The sequence below is a fragment of the Echinicola strongylocentroti genome (genome assembly GCF_003260975.1).
Lineage (GTDB): Bacteria > Bacteroidota > Bacteroidia > Cytophagales > Cyclobacteriaceae > Echinicola > Echinicola strongylocentroti.
The window spans coordinates 1,345,322-1,360,850 of record NZ_CP030041.1 but is presented as its reverse complement, the minus strand read 5'-3'; the positions used below and the strand labels follow the sequence as shown (position 1 = coordinate 1,360,850).

At 43.1% G+C, this 15,529-nt stretch carries 12 protein-coding genes; 6 read left to right on the top strand and 6 right to left on the bottom strand.

The features are described 5' to 3' along the window. The first annotated feature begins 18 nt into the window (after positions 1-18). The 5 genes from DN752_RS05230 (at position 19) to DN752_RS05210 (ending at position 11,503) form a co-directional block, all read left to right on the top strand. Positions 19-1,578 (top strand): RagB/SusD family nutrient uptake outer membrane protein, encoded by a 1,560-nt coding sequence (locus DN752_RS05230; protein WP_112782974.1) that lies wholly within the window; start codon positions 19-21, stop codon positions 1,576-1,578. A 152-nt stretch (positions 1,579-1,730) separates the two neighbouring features. Then, positions 1,731-5,030, top strand: coding sequence for a VCBS repeat-containing protein (locus tag DN752_RS05225; RefSeq protein ID WP_112782973.1), 3,300 nt, complete (start codon positions 1,731-1,733; stop codon positions 5,028-5,030). Positions 5,031-5,041: 11 nt separating this feature from the next. Further along, complete coding sequence (locus DN752_RS05220) at positions 5,042-7,165, top strand: thioredoxin domain-containing protein (RefSeq protein WP_112782972.1); 2,124 nt, start codon at positions 5,042-5,044, stop codon at positions 7,163-7,165. A gap of 178 nt (positions 7,166-7,343) precedes the next feature. Next, positions 7,344-7,973: a ligand-binding sensor domain-containing protein gene (locus tag DN752_RS05215; RefSeq protein ID WP_112782971.1), complete on the top strand. Its 630-nt coding sequence runs from the start codon at positions 7,344-7,346 to the stop codon at positions 7,971-7,973. Beyond that, on the top strand, positions 7,943-11,503 hold the full coding sequence (locus DN752_RS05210) for a hybrid sensor histidine kinase/response regulator transcription factor (protein ID WP_112782970.1): 3,561 nt from the start codon (positions 7,943-7,945) through the stop codon (positions 11,501-11,503). Before DN752_RS05215 ends, DN752_RS05210 begins: the two co-directional genes overlap by 31 nt. Positions 11,504-11,778: 275 nt before the next feature. Here DN752_RS05210 and DN752_RS05205 read toward each other — a convergent pair whose 3' ends face one another. Further along, the gene (locus tag DN752_RS05205; RefSeq protein WP_112782969.1) at positions 11,779-12,243 is read right to left on the bottom strand and encodes a helix-turn-helix transcriptional regulator; all 465 of its coding nucleotides are present in this window, start codon (positions 12,241-12,243) and stop codon (positions 11,779-11,781) included. Positions 12,244-12,248: 5 nt separating this feature from the next. Next, positions 12,249-12,755 (bottom strand): hypothetical protein, encoded by a 507-nt coding sequence (locus tag DN752_RS05200; protein WP_112782968.1) that lies wholly within the window; start codon positions 12,753-12,755, stop codon positions 12,249-12,251. Positions 12,756-12,913: 158 nt separating this feature from the next. On the opposite strand from DN752_RS05200, the gene DN752_RS24390 reads away from it, so the two are divergent. Beyond that, positions 12,914-13,090 (top strand): hypothetical protein, encoded by a 177-nt coding sequence (locus DN752_RS24390; RefSeq protein WP_162633121.1) that lies wholly within the window; start codon positions 12,914-12,916, stop codon positions 13,088-13,090. Positions 13,091-13,221: 131 nt separating this feature from the next. On the opposite strand, the gene DN752_RS05195 is transcribed toward DN752_RS24390, so the two are convergent. The 4 genes from DN752_RS05195 to DN752_RS05180 form a co-directional block, all read right to left on the bottom strand. After that, positions 13,222-13,509, bottom strand: a complete 288-nt coding sequence (locus DN752_RS05195; RefSeq protein ID WP_112782967.1) for a type II toxin-antitoxin system RelE/ParE family toxin — start codon at positions 13,507-13,509, stop codon at positions 13,222-13,224. Further along, the gene (locus tag DN752_RS05190; protein ID WP_112782966.1) at positions 13,502-13,741 is read right to left on the bottom strand and encodes a ribbon-helix-helix domain-containing protein; all 240 of its coding nucleotides are present in this window, start codon (positions 13,739-13,741) and stop codon (positions 13,502-13,504) included. Before DN752_RS05190 ends, DN752_RS05195 begins: the two co-directional genes overlap by 8 nt. Positions 13,742-14,168: 427 nt before the next feature. Then, on the bottom strand, positions 14,169-14,615 hold the full coding sequence (locus tag DN752_RS05185; protein WP_245949529.1) for a PIN domain-containing protein: 447 nt from the start codon (positions 14,613-14,615) through the stop codon (positions 14,169-14,171). A 119-nt stretch (positions 14,616-14,734) separates the two neighbouring features. Next, positions 14,735-15,193: an excisionase family DNA-binding protein gene (locus tag DN752_RS05180; protein WP_211324138.1), complete on the bottom strand. Its 459-nt coding sequence runs from the start codon at positions 15,191-15,193 to the stop codon at positions 14,735-14,737. Positions 15,194-15,529 lie beyond the last annotated feature (336 nt).

Sequence of the window (15,529 nt, the reverse complement as noted above, 5' to 3'; positions counted from 1 at the left end):
ACACAAGAGCTTAATCCAATGAAACTTACTATAAATAAAAGAGCAATCACACTGACATTGGGCATCTCGCTGATGATGGTGTCCGGCTGTGACAAAAACCTGCTGGATCAGACCAATCCCAATGCCATCACACCAGATACCTTCTGGAGGAATGAGGATGACGCCAAAAAGGCCGTTGTAGGTGCCTATAGTCCTTTTACTGATATTTGGTATTATAGCCGAATGGAGATCTTTGCATCTGACTATAGAGATGATATTGTCAATGGCTTTGGTACCTCAGACCGTACCAATCCCGGGAGATTTGAAGGTACCGCTATCGGAAATGTCAATGTCTGGCTGTGGACTGTAATATGGAAAATCATATCCAGGTCCAATGAAATCTTGGCTAATGTACCTGCCATAGATATGGATGAAACCAAAAAGAACAATATCCTTGGTGAGGCACATTTCCTTAGAGGGTTGAATTATTTTAATGCGGTCAACAATTGGCGCAATATCCCGCTGATTACAGAGCCCATTGAATCGATAGAGGCTTCCAAGGATATATTGCAGGCTGCTCCGGAAGACGTTTGGAACCAGATTATAACAGATCTAAAGAACGCCCAAGACCTACTGCCTCCTTCTTGGTCACCTGCAGACATCGGTAGGGCCACCTCCGGTGCTGCTACTGCCATGCTAGGAAAGGCTTATCTCTATACAGAGCAGTACAGCCTGGCCCGTGATGAGTTTGCCAAAATCATGGACGGGCGATACCAGTTGGTCGATGATTATGGAGATAATTTCAGCTCATTTTCAGAAAATAATGAAGAGTCCATTTTTGAAATCCAGTTTGTGCTGGACGATAACAGAGGATGGGGAGGTGATGCAGCAGGTGTAGGCCGGACCAATTCCTTTACGCCTGATTTAGCACCTAGGGGCTTTACAGGACAGGATGGCATGCGGATAAACGACTGGGTGCTCGACTTGTTTTTGGACGAACGGACGGTCAATGGGGAAATCGACCCAAGAGCTTTCAATACCTTGTTTTGGAGAACCGATGAAACGACCACCTATGAAGGTGAAACGCTTGCGGCGACGATTTATGAAGGAAAACGCTATGATGACGTGTACGGATCGGACGAGAACAGGGTCTGGGGAAAGAAATATCTTGGCCTCGATGAAGGAGTGACCACGGCTAATTTCCAACAATCACCCAATAACCTCCGACTGATACGTTACGCAGATGTCTTGCTGATGTTTGCTGAAGCAGATATGATGGCCAATGGAGGTAATGCCACCCAAGCAGCAGTGGATGCGGTAAATGAAGTCCGATCCCGGGCTGATATGCCTCCCTTCGGTTTGGAAATGACCATTCAGGACGTAAGGGATGAACGTGTAAAAGAACTCGCTTTGGAGAGGGTACGTTATTTTGATTTGCTGCGATGGGGATTGGTCAAAGAAAAAATCGTGGATAATCCGGAAGTCAAATCTGAAAGTGGCGGTACCGGTGCCTACAAACCAGGTCGGGAGTATTTTGACCTGCCCCAGAATGAATTTAACAATAACTCCAACTTTGAGCATAATCCGGGATATGAATAATAAAGTTGATTGACCCTAATATGGTACCTTATTGTTTCATGGATTGGAGCAGTAGGGTGCCTTTTTTTTAGGGAATAAAAGACCCCGGAATTAATAGAGGGATTTGCTGATATCGCTATCTTCCCCGACTAATAAACCCAGTAATATATTCTATGAACAACAGCTACCCAACATTACTATTATTGCTATGTACGGTAATTGTAAGCTGTACAAGGTCTTCTTCTGATAAAAGTTCTGCTCCACTGTTTTCGCCGGTTGTGCCACAAAGCAGTAATGTTCATTTTTCGAACGATATCATTGAAAACGATACCCTTAACTATTTCAACTTTCCTTACCTGTACATGGGTGGGGGCGTGGCCATTGGAGATGTAAATGGCGATGACCTGTCCGATATTTACCTTACAGGAAATCAAAAACCCAACAAGCTGTACCTAAATCAAGGTGATTTCTCTTTTAAGGATGTAAGTGAAACTGCTGGAGTACAGGGCGATGGGAGATGGTATACAGGGACTTTAATGGCCGATTTTAACCAAGACGGTTGGCTGGATATTTATGCCTGTGTATCCGGAAAAAGCGGGCGTACCGATAACCAGCTTTTTATAAACAACCAAGATGGTACTTTTTCTGAAATGGCATCCACTTATGGCCTAGATGACCTAGGGCACTCTATTCATGCCACTACGGTTGACTTTGACCGAGATGGTTTGTTGGATGTTTTTGTGGCCAATTATCCTTTGGTACCTGTCAGCCAAGGGAACTTGTTCTATAAAGAATTGATGGATCAAAATAGCTGGGAGGATGCAGGCCACTTATACAGAAACTTAGGAAATGGAAACTTCCAAGAGGTGACAGCCGAGGCCGGGATACAGAACTTTGGCCTAACTTTAGGAGTAATGGCAGCAGATTTCAATGATGATGGTTGGGACGACCTTTATCTTTCCAATGACTTTAATGTCCCGGATTATTTTTATATCAATAACCAAGATGGGACATTCAGGGAGGTCTCGCAGGAAGCGATGAACCAAACGAGTATGTTTGGAATGGGCATAGATGTGGGGGATGTCAATAGGGATGGACTATTGGACCTGGTGCAAGTGGACATGACTCCTGAAGACCACCAGCGTTCCAAAACCAATATGGCCAGTATGAGCCCGAGGACTTTTTATGAGGCTGTAGCCCTAGGCTTTCATTACCAGTATATGCAAAACAGTCTTCAGCTAAACCAAGGAAGCAATAAGCAAACACCTATGTTCAGTAATATTGCCCGGTATGCGGGAATAGCTACCACGGACTGGAGCTGGGCTCCATTATTGGCAGATTTGGATAATGATGGTTTTGCTGACCTTTTTGTGACCAATGGCATGAAAAGGGATGTTAATAATAATGATGCCAACATGGAAATCGATGAGCAGTCATTTTTTGGAAATGACCTGGTATTGGATATCAATAAACTACCCAGTACGCCCATTTCCAATTATGCGTTTAAGAACATAGATGGGCTGCAATTCCAAAAAACCAGCAAAGACTGGGGCTTGGATCAGCCTGGGTTTTCCAATGGTGCAGCTTATGCCGATCTGGACAGTGATGGAGATTTGGATTTGGTAATCAATAACCTTGGCGATAAGGCATCCATCTACGAAAATTCAGGCACTGGAAATTCATTTTTAAGAGTGAAACTACAGGGAGCCGCCAACAATCCTTTTGGGATAGGAACCAAATTAGAAGTTTACTACCAAGGGAACCAACAATTTATACAGCACATCACTTCTAGGGGATTTCAATCAAGTGTGGAACCTATCGTTCACTTTGGCTTGGGAAAAGGGACACAGGAAGTCGATTCATTGGTAGTCAAATGGCCGGACGGAAAAGTACAGAAGCTAACCGGCCTAGCGTCTCGTCAAGAGCTCGTTGTCCACTATTCTGATGCAGAAGAGAAGCTATCCCCCCAAAAAAGGGCCGCTTGGGTGAGTGACTTACCCTCTTCTTCAGGATTGGATTTTGTCCATCAGGAGGATGGATATGACGACTTCCAATATGAGCCACTTTTGCCGCATCGCAATTCGGCGATGGGGCCGGGGCTAGCAGTAGGAGATATTGACCAAGACGGTAGGGAAGACCTGTTTATCGGTAATGGGGCAGGATATACATCTCAGGTCTTTGTCCAAAAGGCAGGAGGCAACTTTCAGGTATTGAAGGGGCCATGGGAGATGGATAAAGAGCAAGAAGATACTGGGGCGATATGGTTTGATGCAGACCAAGATGGGGACCTTGACCTCTATGTAGTTAGTGGCGGAAATGATAAGAATAAACCTGCCGATTATTATCAGGATAGGTTGTATGTCAATATGCCCGCTGGTTTTAAAAAGCATTCCAAAGCCACATCGGCGACCCAAGGGATAAGTGGTAAGACGGTGTGTCCATTTGACGTGGACGGTGATGGAGATTTGGATTTGTTTATAGGAGGGAGGATTGTCCCGGGGCATTACCCAAGCCCGCCTAAGAGTATAATATTGGTAAATAATGGACAAAAAAACGGTGACCTGGAATTTGAAAAACTGGAAGGTGGTCTGGAAAACGAGCTGTTGGGCTTGGTGACGGATGCTGTGGTCACTGACTTAAACCACGACGGCAGGGATGATTTAGTGGTGGTGGGAGAGTGGATGAATGTCACCATGCTGCTCAATACCCCAGAAGGGATGAAGGACGTTACCGAGGAGGAAGGATTGGCAGGGACCAGAGGCTGGTGGTATACCGTAGAAAAGACCGACTTGGATGGAGATGGAAAAGCCGATTTTCTCTTAGGAAACCTGGGCCTTAACTATAAGTATAAGACCAGTGAACCTTCTCCATTTACGATTTATCTCAATGACTTTGATGAGAACGGCACCTCTGATATTGTGCTGAGCTATGAAAAGAAAGGAAAGCAATTGCCGGTACGTGGTAGGGAGTGTTCTTCCCAGCAAGTGCCGACGATCGCCAAAAGGTTTGAAACCTATTCAGCTTTTGCTTCTGCCAGCTTGGAAGATATTTACGGGAAGAAGATGCTTGAAAACTCGTTGTCCTATGATGTAAATACCTTTGCCAGCTCTTGGCTACATAGGGATGATGAGGGTAAATGGCAGCTGAGTCCATTGCCTCAAGCATTACAGCTTTCGGCCATTCGGGATTTTTTGCCGGTTTTCATAAATGATGATGACAAGCCTGATTATATTGCTACAGGTAACCTGTACCAGTCGGAGGTAGAAACCCCGAGAAATGATGCAGGTTATGGAAAAATGCTACTGACCACCACAGAGGGTGCGCTCTTGCCGGTGCCCTCGTCCGAGTCCGGGCTTTATATCAAGGGGGAGGTAATGGCATCCTCCAGCATTCGACTTGAGGGGGGACAGCAGGCGTTGGTGTTTGGCATTAATAGCGGTAGGCTAAAGGTAGTAACGTTGGATAAACCATAAAGCGCAACAGGATGAAGGAGAAAGTGGGTAGTTTCGGGGTTTGCTTGGCGTTGATGGTGTCACTGTTGGTGATGGCATGTACTTCCAAAAATCAAAAAGAGGGTCACAAGAATGACCTGGCTGATGCATTGAGTCCTTATCTGCAACAACATAGTGATAACCCGATTCGGTGGAATGAATGGTCTGATGAGGTGTTGGAAAAGGCGACATCCTCCAATAAACTATTGGTGATAAGCATTGGATATGCTTCTTGTCACTGGTGTCATGTTATGGAGCAAGAGACCTTTATGGATACGCTTGTGGCCAAGGAGATGAACAGGGATTTTGTTTCCGTAAAAGTAGATAGGGAAGAAAGGCCCGATATCGACCAAGTGTACTCCAAAGCTGCCGTTCTCCTGAACGGATCCACTGGCTGGCCACTTAATATCATCGCCTTACCTGATGGCAGGCCCTTGGTGGCGGCCACTTACATGCCGAAAGACCGCTGGTTGGTATTGTTAAAAAAGGCCAGTGACCTGTACAGGGAACAGCCAGAAGCGCTGAGAAGACAAGCGCAAAATATCGTGGAAAAAATCATCGATCCCAATGACTTTCAATTGACCAATGAAGCCAAGGAGCATACAGGAGAGTCCTCCGCTATGTTAGGATATGCATCGGTATATCCTATTTTAGAGCAGCAGTTTGATGGTCAATTTGGGGGTGTTTTGGAACAGCAGAAGTTTCCGCGGGTAGCGCTTTGGGGTGCTGTATTGGATTACGCAGCGCTTACATCCAATCCAAATGCCCAGAAAATGGTGGAAAAGACCCTCTTCCAGATGTCTACCGGAGGGCTCTATGACCATGTAGGAGGTGGCTTCTCCCGGTATTCTACTGATGCGCAGTGGCATATCCCACACTTCGAAAAAATGCTCTACGATAATGCCCAACTGCTCGGACTTCTTTCTAAAACCTATAAGATTACACAGCAGCCGCTGTTGAGGGATAGGGCCCTTGCGACCTTCGATTGGTTAAGGGAAGAAATGAAGGGGGCAAATGGATTATACCATTGTTCTCTGAGTGCTGTTTCCGGGCAGACAGAAGGATTGTATTATACGTGGACATGGGAGGAGCTGACAGCGCTCATGAGTGGTGAGGACAGGGAGCTGTTCTTTAGTGCTTTTGACATTACCAGAGACGGCAATTGGCAAGATGGCAAGAATGTCCTTTATCGTCAATATACCGATCAAGAGCTCTCGGAAATGTATAGTCTACCAGAAAATAAGGTCGGAAAAATTATCAAGAGCAATTTGTTAAGGCTTCACCAAAGAAGAAAGGAAAGAAAGCTGCCGGATGTAGATACGAAGCAAATTGCCAGTTGGAATGCGCTATTGGTACAGGGCTTGGTAGAAATGTCCCTGGCCTTTGACGTCGAAGAAGCCTATACCGAGGCGGTTTCACTGGCCAATACGGTTCACAAAAAGCTCCAGCAACAGGATGATGGCCTCCAAAGGCTCGCATCGGAACAGGATGCAGCCCATGGAAAGGCCTTTTTGGATGATTATGCCAACTGGATAGCCGCATTGATCCAACTTTACCAAGCCAGTTTGGATAAGAAATGGCTGGACATGGCCTTAGCAACCACCAAGTATGTTTTAGCGCATTTTGATGACCCCGGATCGCCCTTATTTACGTACTCTGAGAGTAATGACAGTACCTTGTACATGAGTGAAGTGCCTGTGCTGGATGGAGATATGACTTCCTCTAATTCATTGATGGCCAGAAATTTATTTTTGGTCGGGACCTTATTTGGCAACTCCAAATACATTGATCGGTCCAAGGCAATGCTTGACAAAGTGACATCAACAGGTATGGGAAATATCATCCAAAAAGCTTCTTGGTGGCAATTGATGGCTCTCCATTCAGAAGACATCACCGAAGTGGCCTTACTTGGAGATAAAGCCCAAGCCTGGGCGGTGAAATTACAGCGAAGATATTACCCCAATACCTTGTTCATAGGAGGTGAAGAGGAGAATTTGCCTTTGCTGAAGCATAAAAAGGTCACAGGGAAAACCATGATATATGTATGTAGAAACAAGACCTGCAAGCTACCGGTGGACCAGCTAGAGCTGGCGGTTCGTCAGCTTAAGGAACCGTGATACAGGATAAAAAATAGGCAATACTTCGACAATAAGCCGACTTTGCTCATGATGGAATGATAATTACTGTTAAATTGCTTAATTAAACACGTGTAGAAAACACTAGAATTAGGTTTTGTAGGTCGATTACATTTTAGTAATTACCTGAAAAAATAACATTTAGCCCAAAATAAGAAAAATGAAACTGCTTAATATACCTTTCTTATTCCTGATATTGATTTGGGGCAATGGATATGGACAGACCCATAATATTACCTTCGAGCACTTGACCACAGAGCAAGGCCTGTCCCAAAACGATGTCAACGCCATTGCCCAAGATAAAAATGGGTTTATGTGGTTTGGCACCCATGATGGGCTGAACAAATACGATGGGTACAATTTTCAAGTTTTCCAATCCAATCCCAACGATAGCTCCACGATCAGTAGTAATCTGATATTTGCCCTTGAAGAAGATCCCAGGGGGTATTTGTGGGTGGGGACGACAGGGGCAGGGTTAAACTTGCTGGATATCAGTACCGAAAAATTCACACGGTTTTACCATACTCCTGGAAATAAAGAAGGGCTGTCCAATAACTTCATCACCCAAGTCGTGGTGTCCAGCAAAGAAGAAGTGTGGATAGCGACACAAAATGGGCTCAACCTCATCAGGAACACACCTCTTAAATCTCCGGTTTTTGAGAAGTTCTTAGTAGGTACAGCATCGAAAAACCCAATTCAGGCCATCTACGAGGGCGGGATGGCAAGATTTGGTTTGGCACTACAAGTGGTTTGTTTTACATGGTGCGCAATGGCAAGGAGTATTCGGTGAAGGAACATCCTGGATTTTCTAACCAGAATATCCGCTCTCTTGGAGAAAACTCAAAAGGACAGTTGCTCGCCAATGCCGGTAATACCGTTTATATTTTAGTAGACGGAACATTTTACCCTACAGTACATGGAAATTTCCTGTCAATGACTTCGGATGGGAAAGGCAGTGTCTGGGGAGGATCCAGCCAAGGGATCCAATTGATGAAAGAGGAAAGTACCTCACCATTTTTACTGGAGAAGGAGGAATTTACCGTCCATGTAGAGGATCCGGCGAGTTTAAATAAGAACAATGTAAGGTGTATTTATCGTGGCAATTCCGGCATCGTGTGGATAGGGACCAACGGTGGAGGAGTCAATAAAGTCAATTTAGAGAAAAAGGCCTTTAGAGTTTACCGGAAAAACATCAAGGAGGGCAGTATCAGTTATGATAAGATTCGTAGTATTTTTGAGGATTCTAAGAACGCTGTGTGGATAGGCACGCAGGGTGGCGGGCTAAACGTGGATTGGGACAATAATAAGGGTGAAAAATACCAGTCATTTACCCATTATGACAATGATATTAAAAGCATCTTCAGTATTGAAGAGACCGTCCTGTCCGACAATCGGATCATTTGGCTAGGTTCGGAGGACCAAGCTTTGTCACGGGTAATTTTTGACCAAAATGGAAAAGCCACAGTGGACTGGGATTTTGGGACCAAGCACGGGATTTACGGGGCGGTTTTTGATCTTCACAGTGATCAGAACGGGGTGCTCTGGGTCGGCACCTATCATCAGGGACTTTATCGGCTGACACCACGGCCGGGTGGAGATTATCAAGTAGACCAGTTTACCGAAAGTGATGGACTGTCCATCCAAATGATCCGAAGTCTTATGCAGGACAAGCTGGGCAACTTGTGGGTCGGAACGGGCAAAGGCCTGAACCTGATCAGACAACATCAGTTATACCAGCCCCATCCTGACATAGAAGTCTATAGGAATATCCCCGGTGATACGACATCCCTGAGTTATGATTATATCTTGGATATGTACGAGACCCTAGAGGGGCAAGTGTACATTGGGACTTTCGGAGGAGGGTTAAACAAGGTCATGATGGATGGAAACGGGGAGTTGTCCTTCAAGTCGTATAAAGAGACAGAGGGCCTATCCAATAACGTCGTCAAGGGTATCTTGGAAGACAACGATGGTTTTTTGTGGATATCTACCAATAAGGGGCTCAATAAGTTTGATCCTTTTGAGGAGAGTTTTAAAACCTACGATGTGACTGATGGGCTGCAGAGTAATGAGTTCAGTGAACTGGCTGCCTATAAAAGACATGATGGAGAAATGCTCTTTGGTGGAGTGAATGGGTTCAATGCTTTTTATCCCCACGAGATAAAAGATAATCCTTATAAGCCCAAAGTAGCCATCACCGATTTTCAAATTTTCAATAAATCAGTACCGCTGGGGCAGGAATTTAATGGTAGAGTAGTCCTTTCACAGGCCATTTATGAAAGTGAGCAGATCGATCTGAAATATTGGGAAAACAACTTCACTTTCGAATTTGCGGCGTTGCACTATGCTGCGCCAAGTGAAAATCAATACCGGTATAAGTTAGAAGGTTTTGACACGAAGTGGACCGAGACTTCTGCAGAGAGGAGATTTGCTTCCTATACCAACATTGGTCATGGAGAGTACACCATGAAAGTCCAGGCGGCCAATAATGATGGATTGTGGAATGAACAAGAGGTAGCGGCTATCAAAGTGGTCATTGCTCCTCCGTTTTGGCTTACTTGGTGGGCGTATTTGCTGTATGTGGCAGTGGCAGTGCTGGTGCTGATCGGCGTAAGAAAATATACCCTAATAGGAATCACCAAAAAGCACCAGCTGGAGGTGGAGCACCTTACCCGCGAAAAAACCGAGGAACTGCATCAAATGAAGCTTCGTTTTTTTACCAATATCAGCCATGAATTCAGGACACCCCTTACGTTGATTTTGGGGCCTTTGGAGCAGCTGATGAAGTCTGGTATGCAATTCAGCGAATCCGAAAGGGATAGGATGTACACCCTGATGCAAAAAAATGCACGGTTGCTGTTGAAGTTGGTCAACCAGCTCATGGATTTTCGGAAGATTGACCAGAATAAGATGAAATTATTCCTTTCTGAGCAAAATGTGAGTGATTTTGTCCAAGAATTAGCAGAGCCATTCCACCTTGTTGGCTTGAGCAAGGAAGTGGAGTTTGACGTTCGTCTGCAAGGCGAAATCCACGGTCTGTTGGATACAGATAAGGTAGAAAAGATCCTCTACAATCTTTTGTCCAATGCCTTTAAATTCACCCCAAAAGGCGGGAAAGTGACCTTGTCGGTAACGCCACTTACCGCAAAAGAGTGGGATGGTGAAGAGGCAGTAAGCATCCAAGTCGTGGATACGGGAGTGGGGATTCCCAGTGATCGGATAGGAAAAGTGTTTGAACGTTTTTTTCAGGCCAATGAAAAATCGGGGAGGCATGTGGGTACAGGCATTGGACTGTCCTATACGAAAAGCCTGGTGGAGATCCATCAAGGGAAGATAGCCTTTGAGAGCAAAGAAGGCAAGGGGACAACGTTTACAGTTATCCTGCCCCTCCATAAACAAGCGTACAAGGATGCCGATAATGTGGTGATGAATATGGAGACGGGCTTTGATCTCTTGCCTGAGCGATGGATAGACGTGGATCTGGAGAAGGATTTTACCGAAAAGAGCCCAGTACCAGAATCCAAAGCCAAGCACCAGAAGCTGTTGAAGGTGCTTGTGGTGGATGATAATGCAGAAATTAGACGACTTATCCGTGAGGCGTTTCATCGACAGTATGAGGTAATAGAAGCCATCAACGGAGAGCAAGGACTGGCACTTACAGAAAAAGAAGACCCTGACCTGATCATTACGGATGTGATGATGCCTGTCATGGATGGAGTGGAGTTGTGCGAGCGCCTTAAGGCCAGTACGAAGACCAGTCACATCCCCGTATTAATGTTAACGGCAAAAAATACACAAGAGGGAGAACTGGAGGGGCTCAAACATGGTGCAGACATGTACCTTACGAAACCCTTTGACCTGGAGAAGCTATTGCTTAGGGTCAATAACCTGCTGAAAAGCAGGGAGGCAATGCGCCAGCGATTTACCAATGAGGTTTTATTGCAGCCTTCTGAGATCACCGTAAACTCCACAGACAACTCCTTTTTGACCCAAGCGATGGAGGTGGTGGAGGCCAATATGGACAATCCAGAGTTTACCGTGGAGGAGTTTGTGAAAGAAATGGGCATGAGCAGGTCTAAGCTCCATCTAAAAATGAAGTCCCTTACTGATCAGTCCGCAAGTGAATTTATTAGAACGGTCCGGTTGAAGCGGGCGGTACAACTTATGGAAAAGAGTGATATTTCAGTTAAGGAAATCATGTACCAAACTGGGTTTAATACGGCATCTTACTTTTCCAAATGCTTTAAAAAGCAGTTTGGAATGTCTCCCACAGATTACCTTAACCAAAAGAAAAATAATGCAGGTAGTGAGGGGAGTTAAAAGTTCTAGGGTTAATCCCGAATTCTAAGGCCTCGGAAAAGAGTAACATAAAGTAGTTACCTTATTTGATAACCACATTAGGGAAATAGGGCACAATAGGGGGGTGAAATCAATTTACTCAGGACTTTTAGGTTTCGACAAGCCCAGAGTCCGATTCTGATCACTACTATCACTTTTCTCCATAAATGTCCTTTCCCAGCACCACTCGTTCAATTCTGCAATCATGTTTGGCCGTTCCGGCTACACGAATACTTAGTTGTTGGAATTTTGTTTTTTTATATAGACAATAACTTTTCATAGTCATATTTGTCATATTCTTTTCGGTCCTCTTTTTTTAATTTTACTATTTCGTTTTTAACTTGGACTCTATACCAATATTCAGGTTTTGTTCGAGAAAAGGAACTGATTTTAAGCACAACTTCAGGGTTCAGTTTTCTTTGACCGGTTAAATATTTATGAAGGTTACTGTCTCGCATTCCAAAATATTTGGCTAAATCTTTTTTGGTAATGTCAAAGACCTTTAAGTACAATTTTACAAAGTCCAAAATATCAAGAGTCTCATTTTCTTTAATATCATCTCTTTCAATATAGTCTTCTAGTTTATATTGAATGGAAAGAAGTTTATTCCTGATTTTTCTTTCTTTAGACTGATTATCAGAATGCTCTTTAATAAACTCATCTATTTTATTGAGTTTGTCATTGTTCCAAATGTCTTTAGGTAAGATTTCTATATTTTTCATAACCTTCAATTTAAAAATTCATTAATGAGTTTTTCACTACCTTCAGGTAGAATAATCATTGTTGTAGATGTGTCGAATCTAACAGCATTATACTTTTTACTATATAACGTCATTAGTTTTGTTTCATTCTCTTTTTTTTCTTCTAGGACATCAAAAGCGAGATAACCTTCTTTGTCATTAATGAAGCTTTGTCTACAAGCAAAAGCTATTAAACAACCTGCAACTCTTTCGTATCTTTTTTTATCACCTCTGTTATGCGGTGCAACCTCAACAAAAGCCATATAAACTTGATGAGGACTTTTAGTATCTATTATCAAGCATCCCTCAATTATTTCAGGTGTTTTGTCAGTCGTTAAAATGTAAGTCTCGCAATCTTTCCTTTTGGAGTGTTTACTAAAATTAAATCTCCATCCTTCATTTATCGAAGGTAATTTCGACTTATTTTTTTTTACCAAATAAATTTGGGATTTAATATCGGATTTGGTTGCCGTTTCTAGGATTTTTACATTCATTCAACTCTTTGTTATAAGTCAAAGATACGGAAATTATACATATTGTACAATTTTTTTAGTAAATGCCAACGTCCTGGCTAAACGCAGTATGGGGGCATAGTCCATATTGCCGTTTTAGCCATTGTGTGTGCCTTGAATGGTGCATATAGGTCAAAAAGTTGACCGACCCAAGGGGCGAATGGGAGAGAGCCCATGAGGACAAAGCAGGAGCTTTGGGCGGGTATGAGAGAGGGCAACAGAAAAGACGGATGGGCAGTAGCCTAGAGCCCGATTCTCGGAACGACAATTACCCTGTCACGCTTAAGAAGAAAAGAGTACCATCCAAACCTGTTTGATCACTGGGAGATGGGATACCAATTGGTCTAACTTATGGACGATTAACCGACTGCATAATAAGGGCCGTATGAATCGAGAGGTTCATGTACGATTCTGTGAGAGGTTTAGGGGTGAAATCCCCCTTTACCTACTATAGTTTTTCATTCAAGTCTTGTCTTCCGAGAATTGCCATTATTTCGACAATCTCCTCATTTACTTTAAAATAAATGCTATCAACTCCACAGACACAACGTCTGTAGTCGTTTTTTATATAGTCAACCGATTCAAATGAGAAGGGTCTTTGGGCAATAATTTCGAAATATTTAAAAAATGATGCAAAGTATTCGTCCGCTTGAGTCATTCCAAATTTTTTCACACCGTAATGATGAATCCGTATCAGGTTATTTTTCGCTTCATTGCTCAATCTATATTTAGCCATTAAGCAAAGACTTTGATTGAGCTAAAATTTCATTTTCACTTTCGCTTGTAAATCCGCTGTTTTCGGCTTTCTCCAATTTAGCGCGAATCCAGTTAATTTCAACTTGTTGTTTTCGAGCTTGTCTAATTAAGTCGTTTACGAGTTCACTCTTACTTGAATACTCTTTTTTATCTACTTGAGTTTTCAGCCATTCATCGTTTGGCTTTGTGAATGATATACTTTGTCTAGCCATAATTTATTCGTTTGATGTAAATATGCACCAAATAAGAATCATTTCCAAGTTATTGCCAACGGTCCGGCTGTGCGTAGTGCGGGATTTCAAGGCCCTTCACTTTCCGTTTAGCAGTTAGTTTATTTAATGTAATTGCTTTTATTTCAGTACTTTTGCCGGATAACGCATAGCCATTGTGTGTGTCTTGACTGGTAAATATAGGTCAAAATTGACCGTTCTAATGGGCGAGAGTCCATGAGGACAAAGCGGGAGTTTTTGGCCGGTATTGAGAACCATCCAAACCTGTTTGATCACTGGGAGATGGGATACCAATTGGTCTAACTTATGGACGATTAACCGGCAGTATAATAAGAGCCATATGTATCGAGAGGTCCAAGTACGGTTCTGTGAGAGGTTTAGGGGTGAAATTCCCCCTTTACCTACTCGATTAGCGCACGTCTTTTAATTTTTCAATTATTCTTTTCAGATCAGATTTTGAAAGAGTCTCGAGAACTTCAGATTGTGATTTTGGTGGGTTCTTTAGTCTTTTAACCATTTTAGCAAAGGCTTCTTTCGCTTTTTCAGGATGCAGATCGTAGACATTACACAAGAATTCGTCTGGATGCTGTATCTGAATATCGAATTCGTTTTCAATAGATTTAGGAAAGTCCTTTAGGTTATATGTCACTATTACGTCCGCCTTTGACCTAATTGCAGCTGCCACAACATGACGGTCGTTTGGGTCCGGTAAAATGATGCTAGGAATCAGAGAGTCGAACTTCTCTACATTGGAGTCAGGAAAGGTATCATTCATCGCCTCAATAGTTAGTTGCAATTGCCCTTTGTTTAAATCTGGTCGATTTAGTAGTAAGTTTCGAGACCATTCATCCTGAATTTCTTCTGACCATTTCGGTTTATATAGTCCATAGTCGGCCTAGGAGAGAAGTAAGTCTCTTACAGGTGCAGGGTAGAGTACACAAGCATCAAGAATAGCTATGAAATTTGACGAGTAAATCATTCATAACCAAGATCCAGATCTTGAGCTTGTTCCGAAAGAAATTTCAATTTTTCTTCTCGAGTTCTTTGAAGACTTTTCTCATAAGCGACTAAATCTCTTAGCAAAATTCTTCGATGACTACCGACTTTCTTAAAGGGAATGGTATTGTTCTCCAACAATTTAACCAAATGAGGTCTAGATACATTCAGCATATCTGCCGCTTGTTGTGTACTCACCTCAGAATCTGTGGGAATGATTGTTATTGACTTTCCCTCTGACATATTTGATAAGATCGTTATGAGCAAGGAAAGAGCCTTTTTAGGAATAGTGATGAACTCTCCAGTTTCTTGAATTTTAATCTTAACACCGGCAGTTGATACAGTACGCAGTTTACTCGAAACCTCTTTGAGTCTTGTCATTGATCCTAGAGCGATTCTTTGATCGTCTCCGGATGTTCTTTTCAATATTGTTTCCATGTTTCTCCTTTTTGATTAATCAAAGGTATATAAACGAAATAAACGAAACAAGCGTAATAAACGATAATGGCATTTTTAGATGTGCGCTAACGGTTTGCATATGGCTTTTGGTGGTTTCAAAGCACTTTCCTGTCCGCCGAAACCAAAGTTGGCTACGAGACGAAAACCTTGCCGATAGCTGTTCACCTGCCATAAGCTATATGCCGTGTGTGAGCCTTAAATGGTGCATATAGGTCACAAAGTTGACCGTTCTAATGGGCGAGAGTCCATGAGGACAAAGCGGGAGTTTTTGGCCGGTATAGAGCACCATCCAAACCTGTTTGATCACTGGGAGAT